This is a genomic window from Chryseobacterium sp. GVT01B (genome assembly GCF_019970045.1).
In the GTDB taxonomy this organism is placed as follows: domain Bacteria; phylum Bacteroidota; class Bacteroidia; order Flavobacteriales; family Weeksellaceae; genus Chryseobacterium.
This window is the reverse complement of record NZ_JAHXYI010000003.1, coordinates 139,787-161,840: the sequence shown is the minus strand read 5'-3', so window position 1 is coordinate 161,840 and position 22,054 is coordinate 139,787. Positions and strand designations below refer to the sequence as shown.

Genomic DNA, 22,054 nt, shown 5'->3' with positions numbered 1-22,054 from the left:
TCGGGAACTGGCTTTTTATTTATTCATTGCCAAAATCATTTATTTTTTATAAATTAATCTGGGGCACCTACACTATCAAATCCTTCGGCATAGGTCATAGCTTCTTTTAAATTAGATAAATTATAGTAATTATTCTTTTGCATTTCTTCTTTTAACTGGGACCATTTAATTTTACTTCTTGAATCATCTTCAAAATATGCTCCTAAAATATTCCATCGCGGATCCCAACCATCCTGATGCCTATGATTCTTTTTGAAGAGAAAATCATAGGTATTTGCCAGATAAGCTACCATTTTAATTTTCTCTTTTTCAGAATAATTATCGTATTCATCTGTCTCTAATAGTTTTGAACAGAACTCCATTAATCCAAATAAATCTTTAGGATTTGAACTCCTTTGATAGCTATCAGCCAAACTCTGCAATATTCCATTCCGTATTTCTAATTCTTTATTGCAGTTTTTAGCAAAGATAAGCTCTCCTATTTTATATTGATCTTTAGACTGAATATATTCATTAATAAGCACTTCATTAAACTTAGGCTCTCTATCATAACCAAAATTTTTAACCAATAACTTTATAAAGTTTTTATCATGAGTTACCAACCAAATGATATATGTTTTATTATCATTAAACAAATACATATTTCTGGCGATGATTCTTTGGATATTTACCTTTCTTTGTTCTTTTAAACCAGTAACATCTTTCCAGTGTGGTATTTCAACATCTACTTGTGAACTTGATTTTCTAATAATTTTACTGGACTCACCGTCACTTAATTTGGGATATTCTTTTTGATAATCAAGAATTTCTGGCAGGTAATAAAAGTCAGTGAAAAGTTTTCTTTGTTTATCAATATACCCACCTTCATAATCAACGCTATTATTACTATAGGTAACAAAGTTTCTATCACATCTGTCAAAATAATTTACATATAAAAACGAATTACCTGAATTAGGGTCTACTATTCTTCCAAAAATATTTTTAATTTTATTACTAAATTCACTATCAGACAATTCCTTAAAACCATTAGATTGCAAAATTTTTTTTGCGGTTTCAGCTGATACATCAAGTTCTTCCATCTCAAATGGTATTTTAGCTAGCTCAGCACTTGCTTCATCAATTGATTTACCTGCACCTTCCTGCAATTGTTTTTTTAGGACCTTTAGTGTTATAGTATCATCATTCATACTTATTGTTTTTTGACTATTGTCAGAACTTCGCTTTTTTTCCTGGCAGCTTAAACTGCTCATTATTAATAGTGAATATATTGTTAATCTAATTTTACTTTTTATATTCATAGAAATTATATTTTATTATCTGGAACTTTCTTTAGTGTTTTCAGCATTAACATCATACTTTGGAAGTTCTTTATCTTTTGCAGATATTGTGTATTTTTTAGGTTTAGTAATAGCAACAATTGATTTACTTTCTTTGTCAACAGAACCTAGTATTATTTTTTGATATCCTGCTGTTTTTTCTCCATTCCCTTGATTCCCTCCCAAATATACATATCTTGTACCATCTAAATTTTCACCAGCAATTAATGCCACATGTGAATAATCAAAAACTATTAAAGCTCCAACAAAAGCATTACAATCTTCTCCATTTTCCCATGTACTTCCCTTCCAGCCAAAGGCAGCTGCACTTTTAGGAGTATTAATCCTTTTATAATCTTGAGTCTGATCAAAACACCAAGCTAAAAATGCACCACACCACGGATTTGTATAGTCGTAACCTAATCCAGCAGCAGAGGATACATCAAAATACTCAGTAATTTTTTCCTTTAAAGGACTATCCATTTCTCTTAATCCTTTATATTTTTCATATTCCTTCCATGCAGCCTGAAACCATGGAGCATCTCCTACCAGATTCAACCCTGCACCTTTGCCACATTCTCCTACTCTAAATACAGACTTCATCGAATCATTTGCTTTAACCTCCCAGTTATCCAGCTTACCTCCGCGATACCAGATTTTACGATGCATCCTTGAGGGTGTAAGTTTATTTAAAATATCAACAATAGAGTCAACAACAACGTCATCTGCTAATTTACCTGTATCATCAGCTTTCAAATACATAGAATCCTTATACCAATCTGCCATTCCAGTTATTGCTGCTTCCTTTGGGGTATAGTCCCTATCTACCCCGTCAGAAATCATAACTCCGGAGTCACTGGCTTTTTCATCTATTTTTTTCTGAATTTCTTTGTAATTACCTTTTCCTGTTATTTGTAACAATCCCCTGCCTCTAAAATTCCAGGTATCATCAACAGATTCATTTCCAAGCCTTCCTCCATATGCTATTTCCGCAATTTTCTTTTCATTAGATTTATATCCGTTTTTTGAACTTCTACCATATTCATACGCCAGATCATTAGGTGGACTTTGTTTACCTAGTTCAGGATTTGCTCTAAAATTTTTAAAATGTTTTGGTAAATCTTCGGCTGCATAATCCAAACTTTCACCATGGAGACCTCCTTTTAAACTCGTTCCTGCTTCTTGTAATGACTGTGCAAAAAAATGAGCTTTTCTTGCGCAAGTATTTAATTCGAAAATATTTCTGTATTTGTTTAAAGTTAATGCTAACTCTTGTAAATCTTCATTCTCTGCATTTTTATATACTTTTTTGAGAATATCAACTGTAATTTCAGCTTTACATCGCGGACAACCATTTTCGCCCTCTCTTTTCACCTCCGCCATTTCCACCACCACAGGCATCACATCATTATCAATAGCTTCTGGCGTTTCTTTCTGGGAAACTTTCAGACATCCGCTTTCATAAAAAATATATTGTTTCCTCAACTCCAGCATTTCTTCTTTTGTAAAAGGAGTTCCGTCTTTTTTATAAGCTTTGATCCCCAGTTTTTCCATATCCTCCGTTCTGACCAGATCAGCAGGAAGTGTGTTATTAATGGTAAACTGGCTTTTTTCTATTTTCCAGACTTTCTTTTTGGGATCGGCTGGATCTTGCACTTGCCGGGAAACCTGTGCTATGTAGTAATCAAAGTTTTTTGGTGGATTTTTCCATTCTTCTTTGGCTGTGAAAGAAACTTCGAGCAGGCCGTCTTTTCCTGTTTTTTCTTCGTTGTAGCTTTGTTTGCTCTCGTGAGTATAGGTTATATGATCTTTTTCATTTAATCCTTCTTTAGGAATTTCTTTCAAGACGTCAATCTTCAGAACTTCTTCTGTCATATTGACGGTATGTACCCAAAGTTTATGGGTTTTACCATAGAAAGTCTGTTCCCGCTGAATATCTTTACCGTTTTCTGTGGAGAACATGATAGAAACAATTTTCTGTTCGGAAGTGATTATCAGTTCTTCATTGGAATCCAGAACTTCCAGATAAGTAGTAGTATTGTCTATAACTACGGGACGTGTTCCCAAAATGGTAATATTGCCGGGAAGAACAATATCTGCAGATGAGCTTGCCTGAAGTTCTATTGTAAATACCAGGCGGTAAGATGGGTTCGGATTTTCCGTTGTTTTTGGAATAGCTGCCGCCAGTTTTTTCTTATAATCATCATTGGTGGTAATAAGGAAGGAAGCCTTACCTTCATTGTTAAGGGTAACGGTTTTTTCCTCCAGCATATATTTATCTTTCTCTTTGTAGAAATCATCTCCTTCACCCTTTACCCATACTTTTACTTTTAAAGCCTGGTTCTGAAGGCCATCAATTTCAAGAAAGCCATACGTTTCCTCTCCAAAACCGGTTTCCGTACGTTTCACACCTGTTCCATAGGCCCAGAGCGCTCTTTTTACCGTAGGTTCTGAGACTTTTACTTTCGCTTCAATTTTCTTCCCATCGGTATAATCTCCGGTTAAATAGGCAGAAATAGTATATTCTCCGAGATCATTAAATGTAATAGTTCCGTCCCCGTTATTGGTCACTTTATCCGGAACTTCTATTTTTATAGCTTCATTGCCAGCCAGTGTTGCAATTCTTGCTGTGGCTGTATATTTTATTTTGGTTCCTTTTGGAATATTGGTGGCGGGAAGCGTGAATTTATCGATTACATTTTGGATCACCTCAAAATTAAAACAGTCTGATCCTGAAAATCCGGGCTGCTTTCCTTCTCCAACCGGACTGGCATAGGCTTCCAGTATATATTTTCCGAAATATTGATCACTGCCCAGCTTTGCATCATTATACAGTAATTCAGCTACTTTTTTGCTGATGACACCTGTTTTGAAAGAAGGTGAGTTTTCAAATAAAGCCACTCTGCCAATTCCTTCTTTTTTAAGATACCAATATACTGAGGTCCCGGAAGGCATATAATTGACATTGAATCTGGAAGCCTGTACTTTGATCATATCACTGAATCTTACTAAGCCCGGTTCACCTTTCACTCCCATTACTCCCAGGCTGTTTTCTATTTTAACTTCTATAGACTGCGGTTTGGGATCTGTGGGGTCTGTAAATGCTTCTACAGTATATTTTCCTTCATTTTTAAAAGTTAGAAATATACGATCACCAATCCCTGTTACATCCACAAGATGAGGAGAAGAGACTTCTGAATAACTGCTATAGAGCACTGTAGTTCCTTGTTTCACGGTCCATTGAACGCTATTCACGGGCATAAAGAAACCTCTGTTCAGTATTTTTGACTGATCGGCTGCACTGCTGAGTTTTCGTTCAATAGATACAGGTAGAGGGATTTTAATTAAGGTTGAAGATCCGGGGCTGACAATTTTTTTAACAAAATCCTGAACGACTTCTACATTAATAGAACATTTAGCATCCCCAGCTTTTTTACCATATGCTTCGAGTCTGTACTTCCCTTCTGCAAGACTGTCAAATATTTTACTCATAGATTGACTGAAATTGCTCCCCAATCCGATAAATGTCTTTATTTTATCTTTAGTTCCTTCTCCCTTGAAAAGAGCCCAGATAATTTTCTTCTCATCTCCTTTAAATTGAGCTTTCAAATCAAGGTTATCACCACCAAACGGGTTTGTAATGGGAAATAGAGGACCGTTCATCCCTTTGATATAGTAATAATTTTCGGTAAGCTTATCTGCCGGTATTGGTCTTATCATCGAGATTGATGATACTGAAATGCTTGCTTCAGACGCAGCAGATGAAGGCCATTGAGGTGAAGTATTGGCTACAGAAAACTCATCCGCTTCTTTAACTTCAATCTGGGAAACATTATTAGCCTGCCCGGTAGTTGCAAAAGCAATAGTTCCGGGAACACCATACCCAGGACAATTTCCGGTAGATGCATCCAAAAGTATTTTCATACTCTTGTTGAATTCTACGTTTTCATAATAGTCTTTATATTTAATGCTGCATTTGCCTTTACAAGGATAGGTTTTTCCATCTGAACCTTTGCAGTTTCCAAATCCGTTGCCTCCTCCAAAGCTGTCAGCTTTATCATCAAGGTAAGTTGCTACAGGTTTATTCTGTGCAAAATATTTGTTTTTGCCCAGTTTTTTTTTCTGGCTTTTTACTTCCATCGGAACGGCGGTTCCATTGGAATTGTTGGTTACCGAGCTGCTGCAGTACGCAGTGGCTCCTTCTATAATGATGTATCCTTTATCCGCCATGTCATTTGTTCATAAAGATTAAGTCATTGTGATCGTTTCCCGGTATACTGTTTTTTCTCCATCTGACAATATAAAGTCAGCTTTCTTTTTGGAATACTGTTTTTTACGGGAGTTGTATTCCATTTCTATGCTTAATTTTACCTGATACTGTCCCGCATGATACAGGTATTTCTTATCTAATTCTTCCTGTATGTTGTTTGGAACTTTGATTTCGGAAATAAAAAATGCATTAAAACCATAGTCTCTTTGTTCTGCATTGATGACTCCGGAACATTCTATATCACCAATTCCTTTGATATTCCATACAATGGATTCTTGGTTTTCACCTCCGTTATCTACATAGTAAGGGGCGAATAACAACAGATTCCAGAAGGGTTCTTTCAGTTTGTTTTTATAAAAGACAGCTTCATCTTCCAACGCAAACAGGTATTGGTTTCTGAATACCTCAGCATTCTGGTATTTTTCCTGAAGCACTGCCGTTTTAAGTTTCCAGTTTTCTATATTTTTCTGATGGTCTGCTGCACCCAGGAAACTTCCTTTTTCATCCACTTTTATTTCCAGCGGATAAGAGCTCTGTTCCAGGATATACAGGATTTCCATAAATTTATTTTCAGATGGAAAAGAAGAATCATCTACCTTATTTATCATCCAGTTTTTTGTATGATCTTCATTCTCTTTCTCCTGAAGTGTAATTCTAAAAGATGAATAAAACCCTTTTACTTCTCCAAATTGTATTTCAAGAGCATTCTCCACGTGATAATCATGGGTTCCTGAAGTATATTTCTGAAAAGGTTTTACTCTTGTTTCTACCATATATTTAGAGTTATTTAATAGAATAAAGCGGATTATTCTGCACAATTTTTATCTGATACAATCTCTTCAGGCAGGTTGTAGAGGTATATTTTTTCTACTGTACCGTGCCCGCATTTACTTACCAGATAATTGGCTATATAATCTTGCTGGTAATGAGATATTTCTTCACCCAGCAACTCACCTGCACTTTCCTTGTTCGTTATAAAATATGAGGTATTATCCGTTTTTCTATAAAAAACAAAGTTGAGTGAAGATATTTCGTGTTGTGTAAGAGATTTATTACTTTTCAATCTGTTTTCTACGTACGTTATAATATCTTTCTTCAGTATACTTTCGTTAGGTTCCGGATTATCTATGAGAATATAATATGAAATCTTGACTGCATTTTTATAATAAGCATTGGTAAAAGTCATATGTTCAAGAGGAATAAAGTCATTCTTTTTCCTATCACAGCTCATAGCTATCAACAGAAAATATATAATGGCAATAATTCTTATAGATTGTAAATACTTCATTTTTATATGTATAATAATACCTGTAGTTGTAATGGTTATTCGTTCTTAATATTCTCCCGGCCTTCTCCTTCCCATATTGCGAAGATGATCTTCTCTTTCTTTTTGAGCTCTCCTTTTACTTTGTCGTTCAGCTTTACCAATTGTAATACTTTCTTTAAAAGTCTTCTCAAATTCAACTTTAGTGATAAAAGGTTTATACCCTCTGATATGCTGCAGAATAAACCAATATCTGAAACCAAGTAGATAGTAATATTTCTTTTCTATATCCGGCATATCCAATCCAAAGTGGTCATATAAAACAACTTTATATGTAGCATCGTAAGTGCCATTGCCTGATTTATTGAATTTCGTAAGCTGTACCTCATAAGCCCATGTATCATTCATACAAATGGTAAGACCTCCCATGAAGGTGTCTTTCATCGTTGAAAACTGCGGATGTCCCCATCCTCTTTTTCCAAACTTTCCGATCTCATCATCTGTAAAATGGATTTCATCATCTTCAATAGAGGCTACACTTCCATAGTTTTTCTTAATTCTGTCAGCAATTTCATCTTCCATGCTTAAGCAGAATCGTTGGTTTGAAGGATGCTGCAATACATGTTTTGTAAGCACAGGATTGGTATATTCACCACCTTCGCTTCTTTTAAATTTTTCAATCATATCAAAAGCAACAGTTTCCAGTTCGCCGACTGAAAAAAGTGTTCCTACCATGAGCTTGAACCCAGCCCATAGTTCTTCATCGGTCTTATCTCTTATCTCCGACTTGATCCAAACGCCTTTGCTTTCTACATCCTGAAGCGTATATCTTGAAGGGTATTGATTGGAAACACCCAGACCATAGCACATATCATCCGCCATATTCACTCCTTTCCTGTCTTTTCCTTTAATTTTAAACCTGTCAATGTAAAGAGGTAATGGATTGGTTATTTTGACTTCTACACTAACCTTGTCAATCGGAGTTTTAAAATAGGCGTAAACCCGCATATCATAACAGGGAAGCTTCACCTGTATTGTCTCCGTATTTCCGGTGATCGAAGAATAATCGAAAAAGAAAGGGATAGAAATTCCATTTATTTTTTCCTGCCATTGAAGCTTTTTATACTCACTTTTCGTTGCAGATCTGTTAAAGGTTGCTTTGAACCAATATTTTACGCCTTCTTTAGGTTTATCAATTTTCCCTCCGTTATCATCTAAGGGGCCTTCTACCTTTACAACCAGTAATGTATTGTCTTTTTTCGCCTGATATTCGTCAAATTTCTTCCCTCCTTTTTTCCCATAAAAAGTGTTTTCCTGAGGAGATTTAAAATCCAGAGTTCCTTTGGAAGCATCTTTCATAATATGTTCAGCTTCCTTGTAGGACTTCCCAAAGACATTTCTTACGATATTTCCGCCTTCGCCTGCCATATTACTGCATTTTTACCTGTTTACCACTATTGATAAGTACTTCCTTGGCACTTTCTACATTGATGGCCTCTTTTGTACTGATGTAAGAGCCAGCTTCCATATTTTCCGTAATATTTTTAGCTGTAGATTTTCTGCCGGCTTCAGCCGTTTCAATAATATTACTTGCTGTCAGATTGTAATCATCATTGGCTGTTTCCGTGATATCTTCACCGGCCATAATATTGACATTTCTCTGAGCTGAAGCAATGATATTTTTACCTGCATTAATCTGCACATTTTCCCCGGCAGTGAAGGTTATATTTTTGGGAGCATTAACGATAATATTTCCTTTTCCATCCATTAAATAAGTATTTCCGCTTGGATCCTCTATGAAAATACTTCCTTCCTGGTCATTAAAGATCACTTTATTTCCACTTCTTGTCTGAATAGATTTAAGATGATTGTTGACACTTCCTCCCAATGCCACCTGCCCATGGAACATCCCTCCCATCGCAAACGGAAAATCCGGATGATGGTATTCAAATCCTACCATTACCTGATCTCCTACTTCCGGTATTGCTACAAAACCTCTGTTTTGAGTAATAACATCTGTACCACCTGCATCCGGACTCATCATTCTTATAAAATGAGTTGTATCAGGATTTTTCTGCCAGTCAAATCTCACCTGTATTCTTCCCTGATTAAGTGGGTCTGTATTGGAAATAACGGTAGCAACCTGTGGTTCTGCTTTAGGTTCTATAAATTCAGGTTTTGGCATAAAGCCTGTCCCTTCAGCAATAGCTTCAAAGCTTCCTGTGTAATACCCCCGGGCATTGACTTCATGAGAAACTTCGGTAATCGTAAGTTTTGTAAAATAAGAAGTCTGGCTGGTATCTGGCTTTCTCATTTCTATATCTGCAAGACAACCAGGATATAAAAATGGAACGGTTGTATTTCCTGAAACGGTAAATACTTCTACAGCGGCACTTCCGGCAGCACTTTTCTGAGAATCGCTTACATCCACAAACATATTGGCATTGATGGGCGCCGGAGAGAGTGAACGGGTTTTAAAGATATTGTTGTTCAGCTCATATGCTTTGGAAGGTATTTCCCCTAAATGTCTGATATTATTTTCAGAGCCTTCCATTTTAGTATGGCTGCTGCTGTTATATCCAAAAAACTGAGGATTGGTATGTACAGCATTCAGTTCTACCTGAACATCGCTTGCATTGCTTCCGTATACGAGACGAATCGGTTTTTCTGAGGGTGGAAGTTTTCCGAAATGAAGGACTTCACCATCATAATAAAACTGTTCCCCATAGGCTTCTGCAGTTCTTGCAAGATAATTGTAATGGGTTTCGTTATATTGTGCACTATAATTGATATAGCTTTTATTCTGAGTATCTACTCTGAAATCAAATTTCTCTGACCCCAGTGCTTCTTTACATATTTTATTGGCAATAATTCCTGTATTAACAGCCTGATCTCCTCCAAAACTTTGAGTATGGGGAGCAGCATCCATGAGAATGGTTGGGCTATAACCTCTGAGTACAATATTTCCCAAACTCATTTTTTCCTGGCTGAACGCGGCTTTGGTAATGACCCCTACAAAAGTTCTTTCAGGGCTTTCACTTTCGTAATCTTTGTATTTAAAGACAATCGTAATCCTCTTTCCCAAAAACTGGCGCGCTTGTTCCAGGGTATGGTTTTGGGCTTCTCCAAGGGAATCATGGGCTAGAATAAGTTCAAAATTGTGATGTCTTCTGGCACTTTGCTGTAAACGGAAATGCTTGAAGTGTTTGATAATTTTGCCTTCAATCACAATATCCAGCTTTACCACACGGTTGATTCCGGGAATATGATTCTCAGAAATCTTATCAGAATTCGAGGCATTTTTATTCATAGTGATTAGGTGTTTTTTTCAGAACTTTATTTAAAATAAACAGCTGTTCTATAAGGTTAAAAAAGGCAGAACAACATCCCTTGAACCGGTGTGCCATTCTGCCTGATCGTTTAAATTCTGAATACTATTAAGAAGGCCAAGCTCCGAAATAAGAAGAAGTTCCAAGGTCTATCTGTTCTGCACTTACCACAAAACTGATGTACATACTGTTCTCATCTACAGCATCGAAATCTACTTCATGCTGAATTACATAACCGTTATTCCACTTCAGTGTTGTTAAAGTTCCTTCTTCGTGAGATTTATTGAAAGTGATCTCACCTACAGTAGGCTTATATTTTCCGTTCAATAAACTTTCAAGAATGTCTGATTTTTCAGTAGCTTCTACCGTGATTTTAATAAGAGCATTGGAAGGATCTGATGCTACACGTCCTGATACGTCTGTAGATCTTGATACGCTGTAGTTAAGCTTTAATAACTTTTGTCCTTCACCGTTGTTGAATTTTAAAATTCCTCTTGAATTTCTTTCTGCCATGATTTGTAAATTTTAATGGTTAATATTTTATGATTTGTTTTTCTATATCACCAAATATAGATGTAATTACAAAACGTAAATAAGTTTTATTATTAAATTTTAAAAAGTGTCGTAATAATACGACTAACACTTGTTAGGTAAATTACATCCTACAAATCAGTTGTTTGACATTTACAGCTCTTTAAAATCGCAGTATTTTTTTGCTTGTTTAAGATATTTAAAACAGGGGTTAAAATTTCAAAATTCATCAACAAAATAATATCTTCAGATAAATTGTAAAGAAGAACAGCAATTTTAGAACAGAAAATCAATTTCAGAATTGAAAAAATAGGGACAGAAGGACATGAAAAAATAAAAATCATAAAAAAATGAAAAAAATAAGATGAACAAAACCACTGATGAACAAAGCATTGGAACCTAAAACGAGCTATAGTAAAAGATTTCCTCAAAAAAATAAATCAAAAAACTTGCGCGGTATTATAAAATGTTATACTTTTGCATCACTTTAAAACAACGAAGTAATAAACGAAAACATAAATGGTTTCTTAGCTCAGTTGGTAGAGCAATGGATTGAAAATCCATGTGTCCCTGGTTCGATTCCTGGAGAAACCACTTCAAAACCTCTAATTTATTTTAGAGGTTTTTTTGTTGTTATACTTTACCAGCTAAAAGTAAAATTAACGCAAAGGACTTATTATTTTAAAGCTAAATTTTAAAGGGAGCAAAGATGGGAATCAATCTCATTGATTCTCCTAAGTATACGTCTATCCGGTTTTACCTGTTCAGCCAGCTGAGACATTCTGCAATCTGTGTTTTACTGATAAAAACCTCAGCATTCACTTCCGGCTCCGGAGAAAGTCTAAGTTCTACTTTCTGACTGGAATGTTTGATAATTTCGGAAACAGACTCTTTGTTAATGATAAACTTGCGGTTTATTTTAAAAAAAATATCCGGGTTGAGCTTCTGAATAATATCTTTAATGGTATCATCATAGATATAGGTCTGATGATCTTTTGTAGTAAGGAAAAGGTATTTACCGGAAGCAAAAAAATACGCAGTATTATGCTCGTCAATTGATTTAAGCTTATTGCCTTCTCTCACCATAAAACGTTTCATCACCTCATCTTCTGCCTGATGCAGTGAGGAAATTGATTTAAGCACCGGTTCCGGATCAAAATTGTTACGTATAGAAATAAACTTTTGTAAAGCTTTATGCAGATCCTCTTCTTCAAAAGGTTTCAGAAGGTAATCAATGGTAAAATGCCTGAAGACTCTCATGGCATATTCATCAAATGCAGTAATGAAAATAATCGGGGTAAAAAGCTCTACATGCTCGAAGATTTCAAGGCTCATTCCATCACCAAGATGGATATCCATAAAGATAAGATCTGCCGAATCTTTCTCAAAAAAATCAATCGCCTGTTTTTTGGAACGAAGAATAACAGTCTCTGTAACAGGGACTATGCTCTGTGCATCTAAAAGATTTTTCAGATAATTCACAGCCAGCAGTTCATCTTCTATAATGGCAATTTTCATAACAATGCAAAAGTACAAAAAAACCGCTGAAACAATTAAGTTCAAGCGGTTTCATCTGTATTGAATTTGATATGAAGTTCTATAGATTAGGGTTATTCTTCTTCGCGCTCATTGGATATTCAATGGTATATCGCGGATCATTCTGCTGAAGAATATATTCCTTGCCACTGATGGTGTGGCTTATTTTTTTCTGATTTGCTCTTCTTAAGTCGAACCATCTCTGTCCTTCCAAAGCAAATTCTCTGAATCTTTCATCCAGAATAAAGTTCATAAATGCTGTAGAATCCATTGAGTTTACTGCATTTTGAACTGAAGTATATCCATCCGGAGTGTATCTGTTTTTTAATACTTTCAGAAGTGTTTCTTTAGCTTCAGTCAGTTTATTCAGCTTTAATAACGCTTCAGATTTTATAAAGTACTGCTCTGCAGTTCTGAAAGACACTTTGAACTCTAAGCTTCCTCCTTTAATAACTTTATACTTACTACCATTTTTTTCAAAATACATGCCAAACCTTTTATCGGCAGGAGTATTGTATGAAGAAATCAATTCCGGAGATGCAAAAGATAAGACCTTTATAGAGTTATCCCAGGTATTGTCCAACGCCATGATAGATTCCGGGGAAGCATAATGATTAGGCGGAGTATTTACTGTATTCAAATTGCTCAAATCACCTTTTACTGCCAGTACCTGATCTGCATAGTTTAAAGCTTTATTCCAGTCTCCTTCATACAAAGCTGTTCTTGCTTCAAAAGCCAGCAATGCTGTCTTTGAGAATCTGTAGTTTACTCCCAATGCCTGCGTTTGTTCTACCATCAGACCTTCAGCTTTTTTAATATCTGCATGAACCTGGTTGTAAACTTCTTGTACAGAAGATGGCTTCAATACCTCTTCCAGATCAATTTCAAGATTGATAGGAACTCCCTTGTCTGTAGAAGCTGTTGCACTGTTGTAAGGTTTTCCATATAAATTCACCAAATCAAAATACAGGTAAGCACGCAAAGCATACGCTTCTGCTAAAATCTGGTTCTTTTCAGGAGAATCCTGCATTGTTTTGCTTCCTTCGTTGATGATCTGGTTCAGATAGAAGTTTACGGTATAAAAGCTTAACCAAGGAAGTTCTGCAGATGTAGAATCATAGTTTGAATCCTTCCACATCGCAATTTCACGATAAGAAATAAAATCTACTCCATTGTCATCAAGATTTGTCTCGTCAGTACGAAGGGCTACCAATGATTTGTGAACGGGATATTTTGAATAGGCTGATGTCAGTACTTTTCTATAATCTTCAGAGGTAACAGGAATAATTTTTCCTTCCGGCTGAATATCTAAAAACCTGTCGCATCCGATATTGATAAGGCTGATTGCTGTAAGCGCTATGATTGTTGTAATTTTTCTCATTTTTCTCAAGTTTTAAAAAGAAACATTAAATCCTACGGTCACCGACTTGGTGATAGGCTGTGCATAAATATTACCATACGTTTCCGGATCAAAATATCCGTTATATCCGTTGCTGAATACAAACAGGTTACGCCCTTCAACGCTTAGTCTCAGACTGGAAATCCCCATAGGATTGGTAAATTCTTTAGGCAGTGTATACCCTAAACGAATACTGCTTATTCTTATGTAGCTGATCTCTTTCGCCCATATATCAAGTAAATTGTATGCACTTGAACGGTTTCCGGCAAACCACTTGTTCGCCATCCATCCGTCCGGATTAGCATCCATATCAGGACTTGTAATTCCCGGAAGCGAACCTCCAGCTTCATAGATGTCTCTTGTATAATTTCTTCCTCTATCCAGATCCATCCCCCGGTAAGAAGGCGTTCTCATCACCGTCTGCTTCAGGTTGAATGTTGCAGAGATGGTAAGGTCAAAATTACTTACTTTAAATGTATTGATAATCCCTCCGGTAAACTTCGGGTCTCTGTCTCCTACATAGGTAAACAGGCTTCTAAGCTCAGCGTTTGAAAGTTTAGTATCTACAAGCTGCCCCGGAAGGAAATCTGCATACACATCATATAATTTAAAGAATTCTACTGCTGAAATCTTTTGGTCTCCTTTCCAGAACAATGGGTTTCCATGCTCGTCCATTCCTGCGGTTTTTAATGCAAAAACAGCATTTACAGGCAGACCTTCTCTTGAAGGAAGGAAAGCATTGTCACGAGGCTGCTCACTCAGTACTCTACTCTTGTTGTGAGCAAAGTTGATGGTAGTTGTCCACTTGAAATTATCATGATTAATGTTTCTGGTAGACAACGCCAGTTCAAAACCTTTATTGGTCAAACTTCCCCAGTTCATCATTGTATATTCGAATCCTGTTTCAAGAGGAGTTTCTTTCATACTGATCATATCCGTTCCTTTTCTGCTGTAAACATCAGCGGTAAGGCTTACACGGTTATTGAACAATCCTAAATCAAGACCAACGTTGCTGTTGGTTGTTTTTTCCCATCTCAATTTATCGTTCGGAGGGCTGATAACATTGATAACTCCTTCTTTTACACCTGGAAGAATCGTTGCATCATTGTATTCACCAATAAAGAATGGCGATGTGTTTCTGTCGATATTTCCCTGAAGACCATAAGATGCTCTTAGTCTAAGGTTAGACACCGCAGCAATATTTTTCATGAAGTCTTCCTTCGTCACCAGCCATGATCCTGAAACCGCCCAAATTGGAAGGTATTTATATTTTTTATTCACCCCGAAAAGGTTGGTACCGTCATATCTCACACTTCCGAAGAATGTATATTTCTGATCGTAGGTATAAGATGCTGTAGCAAACATAGAAGCATAAGCATTCTCTATAGGAGCTGCCTCACGGTAGGTTTCATATCTTTTATCTGCTGCAAAACCTGAATTCGGGAAAACGATTGCCGTGGCTCTTCTTGTTTTTGGATCGTATCCGAAAGCTCTGGTAATAGTAGTATTATCTTCTGTTTTACGGATTTCCGTTCCTGCCATCAAATCAATCTCGTGCTTGGAATTGATTTTCGTGCTATATGCAGCCTGTAATTTCCAGTTGTACTGAAAGAAATCGTTATCCCAGTTTTGTTTTACAGCACCCGCCGGTAGAAAGTAATTGTATTTACCATCTTTATAATAACGGGTATTTTCTTTCATTTTTCTGGTGAAGTATGTATTCTCCGCAGCAAATTTCTCTGTTTTATTGGTATCATACTGAAGACCTAACTGAGAGGTAAATCTTAAACTTTTTGAAGCTTTATATTCTAAATCTAAAATCGCTTTCAAAGAGTTATTTTTCAAAGAATAGTTTGTATTTTCTCTTTCTTCAAGGAAATTGAAAGGAATATAACGATCCTCGAAACCGTCTATATCTTTATCATAATTATAGCTTCCATCTGCATTGAAAGGCTTCATGTAAGGATTAGCGTTTCTGGAATAATTAACAGGGTTGATGGAAGCATCAGCATCCGTTACAAAAGATTCACGCTCACTCTGTGTTCCGAAAATAGAGATTCCTGCATTTAACTTATCGCTTAATTTGTAATTGTTTTTTAAAGTAAGGTTATAACGCTTAAAACCCGTACCGATAGTTGTTCCTTCTTCATCATAATATCCCAGGGAGAAATAGTAATCTGCACGGTCACTTCCTCCGGAAACACTTAATCCGTATTGTTTGTTGATGGCATTTCTGTATAACAGTTTACCCCAATCTGTATTGTTGTTTCTTAAACTATTTATTTGTTGGCGTGTGAATGAATTCAGCGCATCAAAACCACCGTTTCTGAAAGCATCAAGCTGGCTATTCTGAGTCAGAATTCTCATCACTTCCCCTTTATCTGCACGGTAAGTAAGATCCGCACGCTTGGCAAGCATCAATTCCAGATCTACTTTTTCGGAAGCATTTAAAAGATTTAGTTTCCCAAAATCAGGACGTGAAGTAACGAAAGTATCTGCTGAGAAGTTCAGTTTTAAACTTCCTTTCTTACCTTTTTTCGTAGTAATGGAAATTACTCCATTTGCCGCTCTTGCCCCGTAAATTGCAGTTGCTGCTGCATCTTTAAGGATCGTAATATCTTCAATATCGTTAGGGTTCAAACCTGCGATAGAGAAGTTCTGAAGCTGGTCAATATTGTCTTTATCGGTAAAGTTCGGGACATCATTTCCTTCTAATGGAAGGCCGTCAATTACCCATAGCGGATCCTGAGGACCGGAAAGAGAAGCTGTACCTCTGATTCTAATCTTTGCAGGACTCCCCGGAGCTCCGGTTTCAGGAGTTACTGCCACACCTGCAATCTGCCCTGCCAGCATCTGGTCTACACTGGCAACACCAGCCTGAGTGATGTTATCCATTTTCACTGTAGAAACCGCTGAGGTCTGCTTACGTTTTTCAATTTTCTGGTAACCGGTGATGATTACTTCCTGGATTTTATTTTTGTCTGTAACTTCAGAAGTCAGCCTTATTGTATAGCTAGTCTGCCCTTCATTCAACTGAATTACTCGGGATTCGTACCCCGGGTAGCTTACTGATACAGATTTGGTATCAGCAGGAATTTCCAATATAAATTTTCCGTCCTTATCGGTCACTGTACCTACTGATACACTTTCAATAATTCCTTCTAATTCTGTTTTTGTAGAGACAGACTGCGTCTCAATTTTTATTGATGCACCAGTAATAACCTGAGAAGTATTTCCGTCTTCTATTTTCCCGGTGATGGTTTTCTTTTGCTGGGCCATTGCTATATTAGCAGCCAAAAGAGGTAAAAGTATTAGAGTTTTTTTCATTGCCGTTTATTTGTTTAAAGCCTCTTCTATACGAATGATTAAATCTGTGTAATGCGCTCTGGAAGCATCATCACCTCTGTATCTTGTTCTGTTCAGTAAGTCCAGAACCTTCTGAAGTTCCGCCCTTTTGTAAGTAGTGACTTCAGATACTCTTTTCATGGATGAATAATTAATATTCCTAAGACCATGATCATCTTCATGGAAATTACAGATGGTCGGGATGTTCAGATTATCATCGACTTTCAATCCTTTTACCGCTGTTTTTTCAAATAATTTATTCACCGAAACAATCAGGGCATCTACATAGTTTTTCTGAGTCATTTTTTCAAGCATCGTCAGGCTTCCTTTTTTGCTAAAAATGGCTGTTCTTACCTGATCAAATAATTTCTCAACGGTGTAGATTTCTTCTTTTGAACCAGACATCTCATGTTTCAGCTCATTTTCAAGTAACCTCAACAATCGGTCATCCATAAACAGGGAATAGATATTCGCATACTGCATTCCTCTTGCCATGGTATACGGTGTCTGCTCGAATGGCCCCATTGGTGAATCTTTAACCGGGTACGTTTTTTCTGTAATCGGATTAAAGAATAACCATTCCGGAAGGTTGATCGCATTTTTAATAAGATAATCAACAGCTCTTGTCTGTATTTCAGCAGGAACGGCTTCGTAAGCTTTCTTTTTGTTGCCAAAAACCGTATTATTCAGATAAATTCCTCCAACATTTGCCATCACATGACCTGTATACAGATCCCACTGTCCGATAGCTCCCATATACAGTTTCCCGGCATCCGTATATTCTTTACCGTCTTCATACGTCCATTTTAAAAGATTGTTGACAACCACTTTCAGGTTTTTCATCCCATACTCGCTGGCTTTCATCGCATCATCTCCTAAATCTTCAGACTGCGAACGCGGATCGATAGTTTCCAGATAGCTCTGCTGCTCACCATAGAAATACATCGGATCATCCTCATGTTTTTCAATTAAGTTTCTCAGTGCTTTTTTCTCAACAAATTCATCAGGATACCAACGGTAACCCCAATCTATAGCATATTTGTCGTAAAGACCAATTTTCGGAGTGATGGCTGTAACCCCATCTTCGGGCTGAGCTACGTAATTGTAACGTGCATAATCCATAATGGAAGGTGCTGTACCACCCATTTTGTCTGTAAATTCTTTTGAACGAAGCGATTCTACAGGGAAGGCAAAGGATGCTCCCATATTGTGCTTCAATCCGAAAGTATGCCCTACCTCATGAGATGAAACAAAACGGATGGCTTCACCCATGTGCTCATCACTGAATTTATTTCCTCTCGCTTTCGGGTCGATAGGTCCTGTCTGGATTCTCATCCAGTCATGAAGAGAAGTCATTACATTGTGCCACCAGATAATATCTGCCTCGATAATTTCTCCACTTCTTGGATCTACCACAGAGGGTCCCATTGCATTTGACTTTGGCGAAGCGGCGTAAGTAATTACAGAATATCTTACATCATCAATATCAAAATCTTCATCTTTTTCATCCGGCATTTTCGCAATCACTGCATTTTTGAATCCTGCCTGCTCAAACGCCGCCTGCCAGTCATGTACTCCGGCAATGATTTTCTCACGCCATTGTTTTGGTGTTGCCGGATCGATATAATAAACGATCGGTTTCTTAGGTTCTACCAGCTCACCTCTTAAATATTTTTCTTTATCCTCGTCCTTTGGTTCAAGGTTCCATTTGGTAATGAAAAACTTTTCATCCATTTTCTGCTGGTTGTCATTAAACGACCAGTGCTTTTCGGAGAAAAATCCTACTCTTGAATCTGCAACTCTCGGTTTCATCGGTATTTTAGAAAGCAGAACCAGATTGGTGGTAACTCCTAATGTTACCGGAAGATCTACCCCGCCTTCATTTACAGAAGTAGACAACTGAGACTTCACCACAAGATTCTTAGGGAAAGTTTTCACTCCTTCTATGTAAGAAAGACTTGATTTCACAGATCCTCCCAATCCTACATTCGCTAAAACATCATTGAAGCTCTTTTGATTACCATCAAAAACTTTATTGACTTTAATGGCTACGGCTGTAGAATCACTGTTTTGTGCTTCAATATCAAAGACTTCAATTACAGATTCTGAAAAGTTGTCTTTCACAGATTTTGTAATCGCATCATTTTTTGGGGATGATACTTTAGGAACCACCGTTTTTACCCATACTTTTTTAGCTACGGGATCACGATGAAAAGAGATGACCTTATTTTCATAATTCATTCCTTTGTTCAAACCTGCCTCATTCACCTGCATGGGTACCTGAGAGAGTTTGTTCACCACCAAAAACTGACGTCCCATCAAGCTGTCAGGAATTTCAAAATAAATATCCGTTTTTACCTGAATCGTATTAAAAAGTCCTTTTTTATAGGTTCCTTTTTTAATCAGATCTTCAATTTTTTTTGTTTTCTTGGAGGAAGAAGTTTCTGTCTTATCCGTTTTTTCTTTGTTGACCTTTACCGTATCTTTATCTTTTTTCTGTGCTATTGCCATTGGTGAAGCCATAGCAAGGCCGAGATACAGAGCAAGTCTGTAATTCTTCATTAAAATAGTCCGATTCATTCCAAATAGTAAATATCTTAGTTTCAGTAAGCAAAGCTATAGGTATCGCGAATCATATATATAATATTAGGGAGTGAATGGTGATTTTTCGGGAGTGAATGGATTTTTATTTTCACTTCAATAAAGGCAAAAAACATATGAAATATTCACCATCTACAGAAATATGAAGAAGATTATTTTTAAAATACTCATAAATTTGATTCAAATAATCAATTCCAAATTTCTCTCCCTGCACCGGTTCACTTTTTGGCTGCCAGGTATTCTTTACAGTGATACCTTCCTCATCCACAACAATGATAATTTCCAGAGGCTGATCTATCGTTGCAATATTATGTTTGGTGGCATTTTCCGTTACAATCTGAAGGGATAAATACGGAATTCTTTTTTCCAGACTTTCCGGAGCATTAATAATCAGTTCAAACTTCATCTCTTCATCAAACCTGCTTTTCAGAAGTTCCATATACTGCTGTATAAATTTGATTTCCTGCGAAACCGGAACTATATTCTCTTTCGGAGGAACTATAAGATACCTGTAAATCTTAGACAGATTCATGGTAAATTTCTGTGCATTCTCTTTATTGATACCAATCAGCATGTAAAGAGAGTTCAGAGAATTAAAAAGAAAGTGTGGATTAATGTTATTCTTAAGCTGCTGAAGCTGGTTGATCACTTCTGCTTTGTGCATCTTTTCGTTTTCTACTAACAGTAAATTCTTTTCAGACTGTATTTTTTCTTTTTCCTGATAAGCCAGATTTGCAGATCGTTGAAATAAAATAAAAACAGTGACAATAAGGAATAAAGCTGCAAGGAAAATATAGACCGTGTAGGTTTTTATCTTGCTGATGTTTTCATCAATAATGAAATTAACATGGTTCACCACTGTGTATCCATCAAAATTATCTGTTTTTAATGGTTTTATGAACCGCGTTACTTCAACTCCAAGATATTCCGAAACCGCTGTTCCTTTGGTATACCCCGCTTCAGTTATACCAGATAATGTATCTTTAGGCTTAATATCTGTAAAATCAAAAATATTCTTTCCGATGTATTTCTTCTCCGGATGGGTAATACAAATTCCTTCTTTAGTAAAAACATAAGCGTAGGTATTGGAGCTTTTGTCTACATTGATAAAGTATTGATGAAGATCATCAAGGCTTACGGTAGAGCCATAATAGAGCTTGTTTTTATCAGGCAGTACCAGAGAATCATAGCTCACCCAATACATACTGTCTTTTTTAGTGATCAAAAGATCCCTGAAATGCCCGGATCCGTTATTTTTTAAAACAATAGTTTTCTCTTGATGACCTGTTTTTTTGAAAATATCGGATAATGGATTATTACTTTCTGTTTTTCCGGAAGCTGTATTTTCGTAATAATACCAGCTGTAAGGCAGCAGATTTCTTTTTTTGTTTAAATCATTTAAAACCAAAGAATAATCTTTGTAATTCTTCAGTCCATCTTTCTGAATCAATGCACGAAGCAGATATTGATAATCCTCAATATTCCTGAATTCATGCTCTATGGATTCATATTTACGAAAGAAGGTTTTCTTTGCAAAATCATCGGTATTTTTACGGCTGTCTTCTGTGATCAAAAGACTCAAAACGGCAAATGCTGCCACTGCAATCAGGCAGGCAGACAGAACAGCGATGTAAATGGATTTTTGGGATAATGCGTGTTTAAAATTAATAGTCAAGTTTCTCTAAATTGTTGTTCTCCTACATATAAATTATTCGTTTGCAAAGGTATAACAAAGATTCCAGTACCGTAAAGTGAATTATTTATATCTTTGAAACTGGTAATGGACCAGCTTATTTGGGAACCCAAACATGTATTTTCAGCTATTTATTTCAAAAACATAAAAAAACTACCAAAAAGATGGTAGTTTCAATATATTCAGATTCTGATTTTTTTTCTACAACTTTCTTAATAATTCTTCGGTATTCAGGATCGTGGCAAATTCTTCACTCAGATTGGCTAATGCCATGAGATGAACCAATTCTGCTTCATATTTTTCTCCATGTATCCCTACCCTATCAAAAGCTGCCGTAGCATCAGAAATCACATAGGTTTCAAATCCAAAATTTTCCGCCATTCTTGCTGTAGTGGAAACACAATGATTGGTCGTAATTCCCAGAATCACCAGTGTATCTAATTTCTGAAAATCTAATTTTTCTTTCAAATCAGTTCCAATAAAAGCACTGTTTACATTTTTTGTAATAATAGATTCATTATTTTGGGGCAAGACATAGTCATTGAATTCAAATCCAGGATCAGACTCATGCAGTTTAGATTGAAGATTTGTTGAGCTGTGTCGGATGTGAAATATTGGCAAATTCAAGCTTCTCCATGCTTCCAGTATTTCTCCGCTTAATTTTTCTGCTTCTTTATTATTTCTGTTTCCTCCCCAATAGCTCTCATCAAGAAATCCTTTTTGAACATCAATAAGAATCAATGCTGGTTTTTTATCTCGTAATTTCATCT

13 protein-coding genes and 1 tRNA gene are annotated in these 22,054 nt (G+C 36.4%); 1 reads left to right on the top strand and 13 read right to left on the bottom strand.

The window, feature by feature from the left end; translation table 11 throughout:
- Positions 1–53: 53 nt before the first annotated feature.
- From LC457_RS07465 to tssD, 7 genes are all read right to left on the bottom strand, one after another.
- The gene (locus LC457_RS07465; RefSeq protein ID WP_223599280.1) at positions 54–1,187 is read right to left on the bottom strand and encodes a hypothetical protein; all 1,134 of its coding nucleotides are present in this window, start codon (positions 1,185–1,187) and stop codon (positions 54–56) included.
- A 126-nt stretch (positions 1,188–1,313) separates the two neighbouring features.
- Positions 1,314–5,546, bottom strand: coding sequence for a hypothetical protein (locus tag LC457_RS07460; RefSeq protein WP_223599279.1), 4,233 nt, complete (start codon positions 5,544–5,546; stop codon positions 1,314–1,316).
- A gap of 18 nt (positions 5,547–5,564) precedes the next feature.
- Positions 5,565–6,359, bottom strand: coding sequence for a hypothetical protein (locus LC457_RS07455; protein ID WP_223599278.1), 795 nt, complete (start codon positions 6,357–6,359; stop codon positions 5,565–5,567).
- A gap of 32 nt (positions 6,360–6,391) precedes the next feature.
- A complete protein-coding gene (locus tag LC457_RS07450; RefSeq protein WP_223599277.1) occupies positions 6,392–6,874 on the bottom strand; it encodes a hypothetical protein in 483 nt (160 codons plus the stop codon).
- Positions 6,875–6,919: 45 nt separating this feature from the next.
- Complete coding sequence (locus LC457_RS07445; RefSeq protein ID WP_223599276.1) at positions 6,920–8,278, bottom strand: DUF3289 family protein; 1,359 nt, start codon at positions 8,276–8,278, stop codon at positions 6,920–6,922.
- A 1-nt stretch (position 8,279) separates the two neighbouring features.
- Entirely contained in the window at positions 8,280–10,160 is a 1,881-nt protein-coding gene (locus tag LC457_RS07440) for a type VI secretion system Vgr family protein (RefSeq protein WP_223599275.1), read from the bottom strand.
- 127 nt (positions 10,161–10,287) lie between these two features.
- Complete coding sequence (gene tssD / locus LC457_RS07435; protein WP_223599274.1) at positions 10,288–10,692, bottom strand: type VI secretion system tube protein TssD; 405 nt, start codon at positions 10,690–10,692, stop codon at positions 10,288–10,290.
- 539 nt (positions 10,693–11,231) lie between these two features.
- Between tssD and LC457_RS07430 the strand changes: the two genes are divergently transcribed.
- A tRNA-Phe gene (locus LC457_RS07430) sits at positions 11,232–11,304 on the top strand.
- A 162-nt stretch (positions 11,305–11,466) separates the two neighbouring features.
- Here the strand turns inward: LC457_RS07430 and LC457_RS07425 are convergent.
- The 6 genes from LC457_RS07425 to LC457_RS07395 form a co-directional block, all read right to left on the bottom strand.
- Positions 11,467–12,228, bottom strand: a complete 762-nt coding sequence (locus tag LC457_RS07425; RefSeq protein WP_223599273.1) for a LytTR family DNA-binding domain-containing protein — start codon at positions 12,226–12,228, stop codon at positions 11,467–11,469.
- Between the two features lie 79 nt (positions 12,229–12,307).
- Positions 12,308–13,627, bottom strand: coding sequence for a RagB/SusD family nutrient uptake outer membrane protein (locus tag LC457_RS07420; protein ID WP_223599272.1), 1,320 nt, complete (start codon positions 13,625–13,627; stop codon positions 12,308–12,310).
- A 12-nt stretch (positions 13,628–13,639) separates the two neighbouring features.
- Complete coding sequence (locus tag LC457_RS07415; RefSeq protein ID WP_223599271.1) at positions 13,640–16,972, bottom strand: SusC/RagA family TonB-linked outer membrane protein; 3,333 nt, start codon at positions 16,970–16,972, stop codon at positions 13,640–13,642.
- 6 nt (positions 16,973–16,978) lie between these two features.
- Complete coding sequence (locus LC457_RS07410) at positions 16,979–19,552, bottom strand: zinc-dependent metalloprotease (protein ID WP_223599270.1); 2,574 nt, start codon at positions 19,550–19,552, stop codon at positions 16,979–16,981.
- Positions 19,553–19,682: 130 nt separating this feature from the next.
- Complete coding sequence (locus tag LC457_RS23360) at positions 19,683–21,266, bottom strand: histidine kinase (protein ID WP_262904054.1); 1,584 nt, start codon at positions 21,264–21,266, stop codon at positions 19,683–19,685.
- Between the two features lie 219 nt (positions 21,267–21,485).
- Complete coding sequence (locus LC457_RS07395; protein WP_223599269.1) at positions 21,486–22,052, bottom strand: cysteine hydrolase family protein; 567 nt, start codon at positions 22,050–22,052, stop codon at positions 21,486–21,488.
- Positions 22,053–22,054 lie beyond the last annotated feature (2 nt).